The organism is Mycobacterium sp. GA-1841 (assembly GCF_001954135.1).
Taxonomy (GTDB): domain Bacteria; phylum Actinomycetota; class Actinomycetes; order Mycobacteriales; family Mycobacteriaceae; genus Mycobacterium.
In genome coordinates this window covers 40305-53478 of record NZ_MBEQ01000061.1, presented here as the reverse complement: position 1 = coordinate 53478, position 13174 = coordinate 40305, and the positions used below count along the sequence as shown (strand labels likewise).

At 65.8% G+C, this 13174-nt stretch carries 14 protein-coding genes; 8 read left to right on the top strand and 6 right to left on the bottom strand.

Translation table 11 applies throughout. The features are described from left to right. Nucleotides 1-217 precede the first annotated feature (217 nt). On the top strand, nucleotides 218-1297 hold the full coding sequence (locus A5740_RS14210; protein ID WP_076194999.1) for a PucR family transcriptional regulator ligand-binding domain-containing protein: 1080 nt from the start codon (nucleotides 218-220) through the stop codon (nucleotides 1295-1297). 25 nt (nucleotides 1298-1322) lie between these two features. On the opposite strand, the gene A5740_RS14205 is transcribed toward A5740_RS14210, so the two are convergent. Then, nucleotides 1323-2279, bottom strand: a complete 957-nt coding sequence (locus A5740_RS14205; protein ID WP_076194998.1) for a TauD/TfdA family dioxygenase — start codon at nucleotides 2277-2279, stop codon at nucleotides 1323-1325. Nucleotides 2280-2368: 89 nt separating this feature from the next. Between A5740_RS14205 and A5740_RS14200 the strand changes: the two genes are divergently transcribed. The 3 genes from A5740_RS14200 (at nucleotide 2369) to A5740_RS14190 (ending at nucleotide 4259) form a co-directional block, all read left to right on the top strand. After that, complete coding sequence (locus A5740_RS14200) at nucleotides 2369-3112, top strand: IclR family transcriptional regulator (RefSeq protein WP_076194996.1); 744 nt, start codon at nucleotides 2369-2371, stop codon at nucleotides 3110-3112. Nucleotides 3113-3181: 69 nt separating this feature from the next. Further along, nucleotides 3182-3514, top strand: a complete 333-nt coding sequence (locus A5740_RS14195) for a hypothetical protein (RefSeq protein WP_175616249.1) — start codon at nucleotides 3182-3184, stop codon at nucleotides 3512-3514. Beyond that, nucleotides 3462-4259: a hypothetical protein gene (locus A5740_RS14190; protein WP_076194994.1), complete on the top strand. Its 798-nt coding sequence runs from the start codon at nucleotides 3462-3464 to the stop codon at nucleotides 4257-4259. Before A5740_RS14195 ends, A5740_RS14190 begins: the two co-directional genes overlap by 53 nt. A gap of 11 nt (nucleotides 4260-4270) precedes the next feature. Here the strand turns inward: A5740_RS14190 and A5740_RS14185 are convergent, their stop codons facing one another. After that, nucleotides 4271-4543 (bottom strand): hypothetical protein, encoded by a 273-nt coding sequence (locus tag A5740_RS14185; RefSeq protein ID WP_076194992.1) that lies wholly within the window; start codon nucleotides 4541-4543, stop codon nucleotides 4271-4273. Nucleotides 4544-4790: 247 nt separating this feature from the next. Between A5740_RS14185 and A5740_RS14180 the strand changes: the two genes are divergently transcribed. Together A5740_RS14180 and A5740_RS14175 are read left to right on the top strand one after the other, a co-directional pair. Further along, complete coding sequence (locus A5740_RS14180; protein ID WP_076195015.1) at nucleotides 4791-5705, top strand: MBL fold metallo-hydrolase; 915 nt, start codon at nucleotides 4791-4793, stop codon at nucleotides 5703-5705. 71 nt (nucleotides 5706-5776) lie between these two features. After that, entirely contained in the window at nucleotides 5777-6154 is a 378-nt protein-coding gene (locus tag A5740_RS14175; RefSeq protein ID WP_076194990.1) for a DUF488 domain-containing protein, read from the top strand. A 9-nt stretch (nucleotides 6155-6163) separates the two neighbouring features. Here A5740_RS14175 and A5740_RS14170 read toward each other — a convergent pair whose 3' ends face one another. Together A5740_RS14170 and A5740_RS14165 are read right to left on the bottom strand one after the other, a co-directional pair. Then, nucleotides 6164-7402: a S1C family serine protease gene (locus A5740_RS14170; RefSeq protein WP_371454755.1), complete on the bottom strand. Its 1239-nt coding sequence runs from the start codon at nucleotides 7400-7402 to the stop codon at nucleotides 6164-6166. A gap of 366 nt (nucleotides 7403-7768) precedes the next feature. Continuing rightward, complete coding sequence (locus A5740_RS14165) at nucleotides 7769-8179, bottom strand: transglycosylase family protein (protein WP_076194988.1); 411 nt, start codon at nucleotides 8177-8179, stop codon at nucleotides 7769-7771. Between the two features lie 486 nt (nucleotides 8180-8665). Here A5740_RS14165 and A5740_RS14160 point away from each other — a divergent pair, with 486 nt between their 5' ends. Continuing rightward, nucleotides 8666-9682: a TIGR03617 family F420-dependent LLM class oxidoreductase gene (locus A5740_RS14160; protein WP_076194986.1), complete on the top strand. Its 1017-nt coding sequence runs from the start codon at nucleotides 8666-8668 to the stop codon at nucleotides 9680-9682. 45 nt (nucleotides 9683-9727) lie between these two features. Here the strand turns inward: A5740_RS14160 and katG are convergent, their stop codons facing one another. Together katG and A5740_RS14150 are read right to left on the bottom strand one after the other, a co-directional pair. Next, nucleotides 9728-11995, bottom strand: a complete 2268-nt coding sequence (katG, locus tag A5740_RS14155; RefSeq protein WP_076194984.1) for a catalase/peroxidase HPI — start codon at nucleotides 11993-11995, stop codon at nucleotides 9728-9730. Nucleotides 11996-12005: 10 nt separating this feature from the next. Next, nucleotides 12006-12461 (bottom strand): Fur family transcriptional regulator, encoded by a 456-nt coding sequence (locus A5740_RS14150; protein ID WP_076194983.1) that lies wholly within the window; start codon nucleotides 12459-12461, stop codon nucleotides 12006-12008. 65 nt (nucleotides 12462-12526) lie between these two features. Here A5740_RS14150 and A5740_RS14145 point away from each other — a divergent pair, with 65 nt between their 5' ends. Continuing rightward, complete coding sequence (locus tag A5740_RS14145; RefSeq protein WP_371454753.1) at nucleotides 12527-13174, top strand: FKBP-type peptidyl-prolyl cis-trans isomerase; 648 nt, start codon at nucleotides 12527-12529, stop codon at nucleotides 13172-13174.

Here is a 13174-nt window from a genome sequence, read left to right as displayed (position 1 = left end):
CGTCCCCCCCCCCCCCTCCGCCCCCGGGGCCGTCCGGGTGCTTTTGCGGGGCGCCGGCGCGGCCGGCCCCCCCCCCCCGCCCCACCCCCCCGCCCCTCTCCGCGCCGCAGGAGCACCCGTCGACCACTGGTACCGTCATTCGCCGGGGGGCGGTGTGCCGCCGAGGTCTCGCCGACAGGAGCAACGGATAAGCGGGTAGATCAGGAGAAGGCGCGACATGTCCGAGGAATCGCCGCTGAGTGTGGCGGCAGCCTTGACCGTGGCGCCGTTGGACCGGGGATCGGTGATTGCCGGTCATCGCGGTTTGACCCGTGAAGTTGCCTGGGTGGACATCATCCATGCCCCCGCCGAGTCGTTCATCCGCACCGGAGACCTGGTGTTGTGTACCGGCGCCGACATCCGTCAGCCCGGCAACCGGGAATTCCTCACCTACCTGGTGTCCTCCCCGGCCGCCGGACTCGTCTTGAGCCCTCCCCCTGAAGTCAGTGTCCGCGAACTCCTGAAATCGCTGGTGCCGTTGGCCGATCGCCACGAGTTCCCGGTGGTGCTGCTGCCCTGGGAGATCGCCTTCGCCGATGTGCAGAAGAATCTGCTCCCGCTGGTGAGCCCGTCGATCCCGGGGGCACGGGTGGAGATGGCCATCGCGCGCCGCCAACACGACCACGACGCCTGGGGCGCGCTCGCGGGCGCCTTCACCGAAGCCCTGCACGACCTGGCGCTGGCCGCCGATCTCACGGTGAGTTCATCGGTCACCGACGACCTGGTGATGAGCCACTTCACGCCGGCCCCGCCGGCAGCCACCGTCTCCGTCTTGGTCGCCTCGGCTCAGCGGCTCAGTGCCCTGCCCGAGGATCTCGTCAGTTGGGCGTTGCTCCCACCGGTCCGCGACCAATCCGTCCCCATGACGGCAGCGGTACCGCCCACGCTGCCCGAACGGCCCGCCGGTTCACGGCAATTCGCCGAGGTCCTGCGGCAGCACCCACAGTCCATGGCGACGATCCTGCAGACCCTGCAGCCGCTACTGGACTACGACCGCACTCGCCGGGGTCAACTCGTTCACACCTTGGAGATCCTTCTGAACGAGGCCACCAACACCAGCGCAGCGGCCCGAGCGCTGTATTTGAACCGGCACTCCCTGATCTATCGGATCAAGCTCATCGAGGAGCTCACCGGCCTCTCCCTCAAGGACCCCGCGGACCGCTTCCAGCTGGAGGTCAGCGTTCGTGTCCACCAGCTCAACGAGGCGCGTACCGACAGCCATCGCGCCGGGCCGGAAACAACGGCCTGCTCATCCTGACATCGAGATCGCCGAAGGCCCTGGCTCAGACCGTCATCTCCAGGATCTTGTCGCCTTCGACGTTGCCCTCGAAGTACCCCAGACCGTAGTCGCCCTCGATCGTGGTGCGGTGCATGATGCGGGGTTCGTCCGGGTGGTGGCCGCTGACGGCGTGCAGCATCCGCAGGTTGTCCCAGATCACCATGTCGGTGGGGCGCCACTTGTGGAAGTAGGGCGTGATGCCGGCCAGCATCTCCTTGCACACCGCCTCGAGGAGTTCGTCACCGTCCGGCGACTCATCGCCTTCGATACCCTCCGCCATCCACGGTGAGATGTGGAGAACCTTCTCGCCGGTGGGGCGGGTCCACACCGCCGGATGAACGGCACGGGGCAGCTTCTTGCCGTAATCGATCGTCTTCTGCAGGGCCGCGTGCGGCTGGATCTCACGGAAGCCGTCGGCCAGGCCGAAGCGCATCTCGGCAAAGCGCAGGTTCAGGGTGTAGATGATGTTGCGATCCTCGATCTGCCGGCGCAGCTCCGGCGACAAGATCCGGTAAAGGTCGATGCCGTCGGCGAATCCGGTCTCGCCGCCCTCGCTGACACCGGTCACACAACGCAGCACGCCGGCAAGATTCAACTCGTTGTTGTAGCAGTGGTCGAAGTGCCAGGGCAGCCACGACGTCACCTCCTTGCCGTCGACCTCGACGATGTTGCCCTCACGCGGCGCCTGGCCGATCTCGATGACGCCCGGATGCAACGCTCCCCCGGCCCGCGGCACGGTCGGCACGGGATGGTCCTTCAGCGGGCCGAACACCTTGCTGATCTCGACCTGCAGCCGCCCATCGGGCTCGACCTCTTCGAACAGGATCATCCCGCGTTCCTGGAAAACCCGTCGGAGACGATCACGGACCTGCTGATCCGCCAACGTCGTCAGGCTGACACCGACGATTCGGGCGCCGAACGCGAGGTCATCCCGGAGAGGCCGAACGTGGATGGTTGACATGGCTTGGCTTCCTCCCGAATCGATGACGGCCGACCACGTATCAATATTTGATATAGTGGGTCACTATTCAACATTAGTGAGGTTCACGGATGGCAGTCAAGGGCAGTTCCACCGCCGCGCGCGTGCTCACGGTGTTCGAGGCCGTCGCCGCCAACCAGCCGGTCGGCGTCGCCGCGCTGTCTCGACTGCTGGGTATCGACAAGAGCGCCGTACAGCGTGCCCTCGTGACGCTCTCGGATCAGGGTTGGATCCAAGCGCGCGAGGAGCAGCTGACCCGGTGGGAAACCACGCCGCGCATCCTGAGCATCGCCCACAGCTCACGCGCCAAATCGGACCTGCGACACCGCATCCAGGCGGCACTCGAGCAACTCGCGGCACAGACCGGCGAAACCGCGATGTTCAACGAACCGGACGGTGCACAACTGGTGGTGTCACAAGTGGCGGAGAGCCGTCAGGCGCTGCGCATGGTGCCGCGCATCGGCGCCATGGTGCCGGCACGCGAAAGCGCCACGGGCCGTGTGCTTTTGCCGTTCCTGAGCCAGGATCGACAGATCGAACTGCTCGGCGAACCGCCCGATGCGGAGTTTCGGGCTCAACTCGACACCTACCGGGCCCGCGGTTACGCCGCCAGCAGCGAGGTGAACGCGCCGTCCATGACGATCGCAGCGCCGGTATTCGAGGTCGACGGACGCCCCATCGGCGCCGTGGCGATCAGCGGGCCGGCCGAGCGCATGCCACCCGAGGGCCACCCCCGATTGGCGGACTTGGTATGCCAGACCGCGAAACTGCTGTCGCGTCGCGCGCCGGATCAGGACGACCTGCCCTCACAATGATTGGCATTACCCCATTTGGGTATTACCCAAATGGTTCGTGGTGAGTAGTATTGCCTCAGGAGGTAGATGATGAGCAGCCCGCAGCGCGCCAGGCATTTCGTCACAGAGGTCGAGGTCGACCCGCGGCGTCGCGTTTCGCTGGGTAAGGCCGGCAAGCCCGGTCACCGTCGCTACCGGGTGGAGGAAGACGACATGGGGGTCCTCACACTGACACCCGTGGTCAGCGTGCCGGTCACGATGATCGCCGACCGCTTGCGCAAGGCGGTCGCCCTCGCCGACGCCGGTGACCTGCGCCCCCGTCCGGAGCGTTCCCGGCCCCAGCCGGAGGACGCCGCGCCGGTGAAGGACCGTGCACCTGCAGCCCGGCGGTCTCGCACCGCAACCGCACGCCGTCGTGCCTGACGGCGACGGGCCGCTGACTTCCGAACACCCGTTTCCGGGGCCGTCGACGCCGCTGTCTCGCGCCGGCCGCAGCTATACGCGCAGCGCAGTCGGCTTCATCGACACTCTCGGCGCCAAGACCTTCGCCCGCAGCGAGGCGTTTCTGAACGCGCTGGCCTACATGGTCGACCTGCAGCAGAAGGTTGCCCAGGCGCAACCCGGCGGAGCCGTGCGTACGGTGTACTTCTCCGACAACATCGGCGCGTCGATCCCGCTGGCGAATCTCGACGCCACCCGCGCGAAACGGGCCGTGTGTCAGCTGCTGCGCCTGCTGGCCGGCATTCAGCTGTACTACCTGCGCGACTTCGGGATCCTGTGTCGCGGCGGGGTGGTCGTCGGTGACTGCTTCCACAGCCAGAACATGATCTTCGGTCCCGCACTCGTCGAGGCGTACCTGTTGGAAGGCAGGGCGGTGAGCCCGCGGATTGCGGTTTCGGACGAGATCGCCATGCTCGCCGGTGATGACGTGGTGGCGTTGCTTCCACCGGAACCGCTCGTCGACGGCGGACGGACGGTCGGCACCGCCCGTTCAATCGACTTTCTGCGCGCCGAGCGCCCGACCCCGCCGGGAGACACAGAGTATTTGGCACGGTTGCGTGCCGTCGTCGCGGCCAAGTTGGACCAGTCCGACGCGACGGCACGCGCGAAGTGGGATTGGACCGCGCACCAACTCGCCACGCTCGAGGACGCACGCTCGGCACCCTGAGTGGAACCGCGTCAGTCGTCGAACACGAAATCGAGCACGATCGCACCCCGGTCGGCGTCCAGCGACCAGTAAATCCACAGGCTCGGCGACCCGGTTTCGATCAAGGTGCGACGGATCGCGCGGTCCACACCGGGCAACGCCACCGGCTCCCCGTCCGCCCACGCCTCGTCGGACTGGAACTCGATCTCGTCGAGGATCTCCCTGGCTCGCAACACCATGCCCATCCGGTGGTGCGGCTCGAACAACGCATCCCAGGACTCCTCAGCGAGTTCCGTCCACCACACGCCGGAATGCTACCGCGCCCATCCGACATCACCCCGCAAGCTCCGACCAGGCAGCGACAATCGCCGTCGCCTCTGGGCGCGATCTGCACGCCAAAACTACTTGGCCACAACGGTTTAGACGAGCTGGCACCGCGCGGGCGCGCAGGCTGTGTTTGCGCTGGATAGTTCCGGCAATGCCACGGCGTTCAACGAGACGACAGTGCATTTGCACCATGTCTTCGGTACAGCCACTCAGGAGGAAAACAGCATGAGCGTGGACAGCATTTCGCACCTCGGTAGCCAGGGCATCGACGAGTTGGTTCCGTCACGGTACGCGGTGCAGGTCGGCAACATCGAGGTGCTGGTGATCAGCGATGGCGTACTGCCGATTACGGCGTCGACGTTGGCCACCAACGTCGACTCCGAGGACCTGGCGGGTTGGCTCGGTGACAATTTCCTACCGCCGGACGTCGTCGACTGGCCTTTGAACGTGGTCGTGGTGCGCAGCGGCGACCGCACCATCCTGGTCGACGCCGGACTTGGCCTGGAGTTCCCGGATTTTCCGCGGGCCGGACAGACCGCCATGCGCCTGGATGCCGCCGGTGTCGATCTCGGATCAGTGACCGACGTGGTGCTCACCCACCTGCACATGGACCACGTCGGCGGACTGCTCACCGATGGGGTGAAGGACCGGCTGCGGCCCGACCTGCGGGTGCACGTGGCCGCAGCGGAGGCCGAGTTCTGGGAAGCACCCGACTTTTCGCACACCACGATGCCGCAACCGATACCGGACGTGCTGCGGACCGTGGCCTCGCGCTTCTTGGACGAATATCGCGGCCAGCTGCGGCCTTTCGAGACCGATCACGAGGTGGCGCCGGGCGTCCTCGTGACGCGCACCGGTGGTCACACCCCGGGGCACAGTGTCGTCCGACTGGCCTCCGGCGATGATCGCCTGACCTTCGCCGGCGATGCCGTCTTCGCACCGGGTTTCGACAATCCGGAGTGGCACAACGGCTTCGAACACGACCCCGAGGAAGCGGCCCGGGTGCGCAAGGGTCTGTTGCGGGAGTTGGCCGCCACCGGCGAGTCGCTGGTCGCCACACACCTACCGTTCCCGTCCGTCTGCCGGGTCGCGGTCGCCGGTGATGCCTTCCGGTGCGTGCCGGCCGTCTGGGATTACTGACCTCGCGGGCACCTCGACGCCAGGTCCACTGGTGGACCTGGCGTTGAGGTACAAACGATGAGGAGGCGACGATGGCTGACTCACCGCATCAGGTCCGGGTACGCCGGGTCTACGAAGAACCGAGCCCGGACGACGGCGCGCGGATCCTGGTCGACAGACTGTGGCCGAGAGGCATGAGCAAGGACCGCGCGGCTCTCGACGAATGGTGCAAGCACGTCGCGCCGTCCACCGAACTGCGTAAGTGGTACGGCCACGACCCGGCGCGCTTCACCGAGTTCAGCCGTCGGTACCAGGCCGAGCTCGCCGAATCCGAACGTGCCGCCGGGCTCGACCATCTGCGGGATCTGGCAAAGAACGGCGCGGTGACGTTGCTGACGGCGACCAAGGATCCGCAGATCAGTGAAGCCGCCGTGCTCGCCGATCTGATCTCGGGTACCGCCGCAGACTAGCTCCCTGCCTCAGGCCTGCGCCTGCCCCAAGGTGACGTCCACAGAGCGCGAGGCGCCAGAGGGATCTTCGTAGGTCAGCGTGACGGTGTCGCCCGGCGCCTTGGCGTGCACGGCCGCGACCAACGCGTCCGGACCGTCGATGACCTGACTGTCAACCTTGGTGATCACCGAACCCCGGGGCAGACCGGCCTGCGCCGCCGGGCTGCCCTCGACGACTCCGGCCACTGCCGCGCCATGCGTGTCGGCATCGGCGAGCTGCACGCCGAGCGAGGCGTGTTGCACTGTGCCGGTCGAAACCAATTCGTCGGCAATACGTTTGGCCTGATCCACCGGAATCGCGAACCCCAGGCCGATCGATCCGGCCGGACCGGACTGCGCGCCTTGACCACCGCCCAGGGAGGCGATCGCCGAGTTCACCCCGATGAGGTCGCCGTTCATGTCCACCAGCGCACCACCGGAGTTGCCCGGGTTGATCGCCGCATCAGTCTGAATGGCACTCATCACCGATGGCTGACCGGTCTGCCCGTCACCGGTGACCACCGGGCGGTTCAGGGCGCTGATGATTCCGGTGGTCACCGTGCCCTGCAGGCCGAGCGGTGAGCCGATTGCCACGACGTTCTGCCCCACCTTCAGATCCTTCGACGAACCGATGCTGATGGGGGTGAGCCCAGAGATGTTCTGCGCCTTCACCACCGCGATGTCGTCGGCCGGGTCGGTGCCGATCACGGTGAACGGGACCGTGCGACCATCCGATGTGGTCACCGTAGCCGCCATGGCACCGCCGGCGCGTCCGGACGGATTGGCCGACGGACCATCGGGGGCGAACGGATTGTCTCCGGGGAACAGTCCGCGCGGCAGGCCGGGGAACTGACGATCGGGTGAGGCCTCGGCGGCCAGCGGCTCCCGAGCACCGGAACCTTGCGCGGCTGAGGCAACCACGTGGTTGTTGGTCAGGATCAAGCCATCCTCGCTCAGGACGATGCCGGAGCCTTCCTCACGTCCGCTCCCTGTCTCGATCTGCAGTTTGACCACACTGGGCAGCACCTTGGCCGAGACCTGCTCGACCGTGCCGGTGGGAGCAGCGGTTTTCGGCTGGACGGGAGCGGCGCCGATTGCCGGCGACGGCTTGGCGGCGTGGTCGGCGGCCGGCGCCTGCGCCACCGGCGTGGCCTGCCCAGCGTGGTCCATCACGGCGACTGCGGCCACCGCACCGGTGGCCATGGCCACGGCCGCGGTGCCGGCCACCAGTACGCCGGCCCGCGACTTCTTCTTGGGTTGCGGAGGCTCCGGCACCGGCGGCGCGTCGAATTTCTGGGTGAACTCGGGATGCACCCCGTATTCAGGAGAAGGCTGCTGATACCCGGCACGGCTCCACGGACTCGGAATCCGTTGACCCGTCGTGTGATTCGTCTCATACTCAGAGTTGCTACGCCGCGACGGCTGCGCCGACCAATGATCCATCAAGAATGCTTCTTCCCTTGCGACACCGACATATTGCGCCATGCCGGCGCCTACGTAGATGTTGCAGTGGCCTACTGAGGGTTTGCTGAGAATGAGTTCGGCACTGCCCAAGACTTTTTCGCGCCGAGGGAAAATGAGGGCGCGAACGCGCGTTCAGCCCAATGGGTTGAGCACCAGCGTGCACAGCCGAGGGAGATTGCCCAACGGAATCCAGGCCACCAACTGGCGACAGGTCCCGGTGGCCATACCGATCGGCCCGCCACACACCGGCCACGCCCCGAGGCCTTGCGTCCGCATCACGTTGCGCGCCACCCGAATCTGCTCCTCGCGCGAGGCGGCGGCGGGCGAACCCGTTCCGCCGTGCGAGGCCCACGTGGCCGGGGTGAACTGCAGTCCGCCATAAAACCCGTTGCCGGTGTCGGCAGACCAGTTCCCGCCCGATTCACATTGGGCCATCGCATCCCAGTTCGGCTCTGCGCCGGCGGTCGGGACGGTCATCACCGTCTGCGCCAGGGCCATCACACCGACGAAGGCGACCACCGTGGCGATCTTGCGGGTACGCATGTCGCTTCCTTCCTGGCGTTGTACGCCGAAGCGCACGCCGGTAAAGGCAAGAGATGGTTGCTCCACCCCAACGTGGTACGGAGCTTACCCATGAGGTGAAAGTAAAAAACACGTGCTAGAGAGTCTTATTATCTTCTCTGAGTTTATTTAATAGTTATGAGCCCAGTGTGGCCGGTGATTCTTCGACTCTGCCTCTTCGAGTTCATCAAACCGCAGGTCAGTGGCGCGAGAGCGAACACTGGCGGTATCCGACATCCGACTGTGAAATTTGAGGTAAAAGGAATTGAGGTGCCCAAGTGAGACGAGAGAAAATAATTGGGTCTGTGACTGATGTGCCAATTGGGATAGATGTGGCCACTGTTGCAGAACGTTGCTCACGGTTTCACTCCGCAAGCCGGCAAAGGATTTGGCGGAATTGCCGAGGCGCCCGTGAGAAACGATTTACTTCCAACGTATTGCGGGTGCTCGGCACGTACGCTCCCCCACGTGTACGTCGACGTGATGACCGTTCCGCAACCGTTGGGCCGAATCGGTGAACTCGCCCGCCGCACCCAGTCCGTCGGATTCGCCGGTCTGTTGCTCACCGAGACCGGTCGCACGGCATATCTCAACGCCGCGGTCGCTTCTCAAGCCGCGCCCGGCCTGAGCCTGTCGACCGGTGTCGCCGTTGCCTTTCCGCGCAGCCCGTTCATCACCGCGGCCTCGGCGTGGGAGCTCCAGGAAGCCACCGGCGGCAGATTCCGACTGGGCATCGGCACCCAGGTCCGCACCCACGTCGTCCGCCGTTACGGGATGCCGTTCGAACACCCGGGCCCGCGCCTGCGCGACTATGTATCGGCGGTGAAGGCATGTTTCGCCGCCTTCCGGACCGGAAAGCTGGACCACCACGGCGAGTTCTACGACCTCGACTTCATCACTCCCCAGTGGAGTCCCGGCCCGATCGACGCGGCCGACCCGAAAGTCGATGTCGCCGCGGTGAACCCGTGGATGCTGCGGATGGCCGGCGAGGTTGCCGACGGTGTGCACATCCATCCGATCGGAGAACCCGGCTACATCGCCCGCCATGTGCTGCCCAACCTGGCGGCGGGCGCGGCGAAGGCCGGCCGCACAGCCGCCGAGATCGACAAGATCGTGCCGGTCATGACGATCGTCGGTGACAGCGATGCAGAACGGGCCCACGAGCGCGAGTTGGTCCGGGCCAGCATGAGCTTCTATGGCAGCACGCCGAACTATGCGTTCATCTGGGACGAGGCCGGCTTCGAGGGCACCACCGCACGGCTACGGGAGAAGCAGAAGGCCGGGGATGTCGCCGGCATGGCCGCCCAGATCACCGACGACCACATCGCCGCGTTCGCCACGGAATCCACCTGGGACGGTTTGGCAGAGGCGTTGTCCGCCAAATACCAGGGCATCGCGACGCGCATCGTGCTCTACAACGCCCTGGCCGCGCCCGATCGTCTCGAACGCTATGGCGAAATTGCGCGGCAACTGTCGGTGACGTGATCGGCTGTCGCGCCGGCCGATCACGTCACCGAAAAGTCGGTCCGCTCAGGCGAGGTCGAATCGGTCGTTGTTCATCACCTTGACCCACGCCGCGACGAAGTCCTCGACGAACTTGCCCTTGTGGTCGTCTTGCGCATAGACCTCGGCAACGTTGCGCAACACCGAATTCGAGCCGAACACCAGATCGTTGGCCGTGGCCGTCCATTTGATCTCGCCGGTGGCCCGGTCCTTGACCTCGTAGACGTTCTCGGTGTTCTCCGAGGGTTTCCACTCGTTGCGCATGTCGACCAGGTTGACGAAGAAATCGTTGGACAACACACCCGGGTTGTCGGTGAACACACCGTGCTTGCTGCCACCGTGGTTGACCGCCAGCGCGCGCAAACCGCCGACCAGCACCGCCATCTCGGGAGCGGTCAGGTTCAGGAAATACGCCTTGTCGATCAACAGTTGTTCGAGCGGCGCCTTCTCCCCCGGGCGGAAGAAGTTGCGGAAGCCGTCGGCGCGGGTCTCGAGCACCGCGAACGACTCCACGTCGGTGTTCTCCTGCGTGGCGTCGGTGCGCCCCGGGGCGAAGTGGACGTTGATCTCGTAACCGCCGTCTTTCGCTGCCTTTTCGATCGCCGCGGACCCGGCCAGCACGATCAGGTCGGCCAGTGACACCTTCTTACCGCCGGCCGCCGAGCCATTGAAGTCCTGCTGGATCTGTTCGAGCACCGGCAGCACCTTGTCCAACTCCGAGGGCTCGTTGGCCTCCCAGTTGCGTTGCGGCTCCAGCCGGATCCGCGCCCCGTTCGCGCCGCCACGCTTGTCGGTACCGCGGAAGCTCGACGCCGCCGACCATGCCGTCTTCACCAACTGCTGTACCGACAGGCCGGATCCGAGCACCTTGTCCTTCAACCCGGCGATGTCCTGCTCGTCGATCAACGGGTGATCGACAGCCGGCACCGGATCTTGCCACAGCTGCGGCTCGGGGATCCACGGACCGAGATACCGGCTGACCGGCCCCATGTCGCGGTGCATCAACTTGTACCAGGCCTTGGCGAACGCCTCGTCCATCTCTTCGGGGTGCTCGAGCCATCGCCGGGTGATCTCGCCGTAGATCGGATCGACCCGCAGCGACACATCGGTCACCAGCATCGTCGGCTTGCGCTTCTTGTTCGGATCGAAGGGATCCGGGATGATCTCCGGCGAGGCCTTGGCCTCGAATTGCCAGGCCCCACCGGGGCTTTGGGTCAGCTCCCACTCGTGGCCGTAGAGCGTCTCCAGAAAGCTGTTGTCCCACTTGGTCGGTGTGGGCGTCCAGACGACCTCCAGACCGCTGGTGATGGTGTCGCCGGCCTTGCCGGAGGCGAAGGCGCACTTCCAGCCCAGACCCTGCTCCTCGATCGGGGCGCCCTCGGGCTCCGGGCCGACCAGGTCACCGTCACCGGCACCGTGGGTCTTGCCCAGCGTGTGGCCGCCAACTATCAGCGCCGCGGTTTCCTCGTCGTTCATCGCCATCCGGGCGAAGGTTTCGCGGATGTCGTGAGCCGCGGCGACCGGGTCCGGCTTACCTTCGGGGCCTTCGGGATTGACGTAGATGAGCCCCATCGTCGTCGCGCCGAACGGCTGTGCCAGCTGTCGGTCGCTCTCATTGGTGCCGCCGTAGCGCTGATCGGTGCCCAGCCACGTGTCCTCCTGGCCCCACAGCATTTCCTCGGGCTCCCAGATGTCCTCGCGGCCGAATGCGAAGCCGAACGTCGTGAACCCGGCCCCCTCCAGCGCGGCGTTGCCCGCGAACGCGATCAGATCGGCCCAGGAGATCTTGTCGCCGTACTTCTGCTTGATCGGCCACAACAGGCGCCGGCCCTTGTCCAGATTCGCGTTGTCCGGCCAGCTGTTGAGCGGAGCGAAGCGTTGACTTCCCTCCCCGGCACCGCCACGACCGTCGAAAATGCGGTAGGTCCCGGCGGCATGCCAGCTCATCCGGATGAACAGACCGGCGTAACTGCCGTAATCGGCCGGCCACCAGTCCTGTGAGGTGTTGATCAGCTCGATCACGTCACGTTTGAACGCCTCGACGTCGAGCTTCGCGAATTCCTCGGCGTAGTTGAAGGATTCGCCGAGCGGGTTGCCTTTGTCGTTCTGCCGGTGCAGCACCGACACGTCGACCTGCTCGGGCCACCAGTCCCGGTTGGTCAGTGGCGCATGGACCTTCGGCTTCGGCGAGTCGATGACGGGATTCTCGGACTCACTGTGGCTGTGGGTTTCGGCGTCGGAGCGGGGTGGACGGGCATCGGAGGTATCGGCAGGCTCAGGGGTATCAGCAGGCATTGCATTCCTTTCATCTAGCACTGGCGGGGCTGCCATCAGGATCTTTAGAACGCGAACAATCGGGACACAGGCCCCAATAGATGACCTCGGCCTCGTCGATCGCAAAACCGTTGTCGTCTGATGCGGTCAGACATGGAGCGTCGCCGACCGCGCAGTCCACGTCGGCGATGACGCCGCAGCCCCGACACACGACGTGGTGGTGGTTGTCGCCGACGCGCGTCTCGTAACGGGCCAGCGAACCGCTCGGCTGTATCCGGCGCACCAAACCGGCCGCGGTCAACGCATTCAGCGCGTCGTACACGGTCTGATGGGAAACGTCGGGAAGGCGCGTCCGGGTGGCGCGGATGATCTGTTCGGTTTCGGCATGGGGATACTCACCCACCGCATCGAGTACCGCCAGCCGGGGGCGGGTTACGCGTAGCCCGGCCGAGCGCAACATGTCTGCGAACTCGAGGCCATCAGCCATCACTTCGAGTGTGGCGACTAGTTTGGATGGAATCAAGGTTCTGGCCGAATCAGGGCAGATGTAGCGTGGCGACCGTGAATTCCTCTCGCCTGTCTTCTTCCCTCGCGCTCGCTGCGTGTGCCGCCTCGCTGTCCCTCACGCTCGCCGCGTGCGGGTCGGACTCCGACACTTCCTCGAGCGCGTCGCCGACCAGCTCGACGTCGGTCGGAGACGTACTCACGCCGTCCATCGCCGAGACCGCGACCGAAGCCAGCACCTGCCCGACCGCGGCCCCGCAGAATGCGGGTGCACCCGAGTGGACAGTGTCCGGCGCCACCGGCAGCGTCGCTGTCACCGGCTCGACCGACAGCGCGGCACCTGTGGTCAACGTCGACGGACCGTTCAGCGTGGCCGAGACCCAGGTGCACACCCTCAAAGCCGGCGACGGGCCCGTGGTCTCACCGACGGCCAACGTCTCGGTCTGCTACATGGGTGTCAACGGGAGGGACGGTTCGGTCTTCGACAGCAGCTACGAGCGAGGCGAGCCGGTCGACTTCCCGCTCACCGGTGTGGTGCCCGGCTTCCAGAAGGCCATCTCGGGGCAGAAGGTCGGCTCCACGGTGGCCGTCGCCATGACCTCCGCGGACGGCTACCCCGAGGGCCAGCCCGCTGCGGGTATCCAGCCCGGAGATTCGTTGATCTTCGCGATCAAGATCCTCGACGCCAGGGGCTGA

Excerpts from the sequence above, each read along its gene's own strand:
- A5740_RS14165 (WP_076194988.1), bottom strand. The coding sequence starts at position 8,179 with ATGCGTACCCGCAAGATCGCCACGGTGGTCGCCTTCGTCGGTGTGATG.
- A5740_RS14205 (WP_076194998.1), bottom strand. The coding sequence starts at position 2,279 with ATGTCAACCATCCACGTTCGGCCTCTCCGGGATGACCTCGCGTTCGGC.
- A5740_RS14175 (WP_076194990.1), top strand. The coding sequence starts at position 5,777 with ATGGCTGACTCACCGCATCAGGTCCGGGTACGCCGGGTCTACGAAGAA.
- A5740_RS14150 (WP_076194983.1), bottom strand. The coding sequence starts at position 12,461 with ATGGCTGATGGCCTCGAGTTCGCAGACATGTTGCGCTCGGCCGGGCTA.
- A5740_RS14180 (WP_076195015.1), top strand. The coding sequence starts at position 4,791 with ATGAGCGTGGACAGCATTTCGCACCTCGGTAGCCAGGGCATCGACGAG.
- A5740_RS14200 (WP_076194996.1), top strand. The coding sequence starts at position 2,369 with ATGGCAGTCAAGGGCAGTTCCACCGCCGCGCGCGTGCTCACGGTGTTC.
- katG (WP_076194984.1), bottom strand. The coding sequence starts at position 11,995 with ATGCCTGCTGATACCCCTGAGCCTGCCGATACCTCCGATGCCCGTCCA.
- A5740_RS14210 (WP_076194999.1), top strand. The coding sequence starts at position 218 with ATGTCCGAGGAATCGCCGCTGAGTGTGGCGGCAGCCTTGACCGTGGCG.
- A5740_RS14195 (WP_175616249.1), top strand. The coding sequence starts at position 3,182 with ATGAGCAGCCCGCAGCGCGCCAGGCATTTCGTCACAGAGGTCGAGGTC.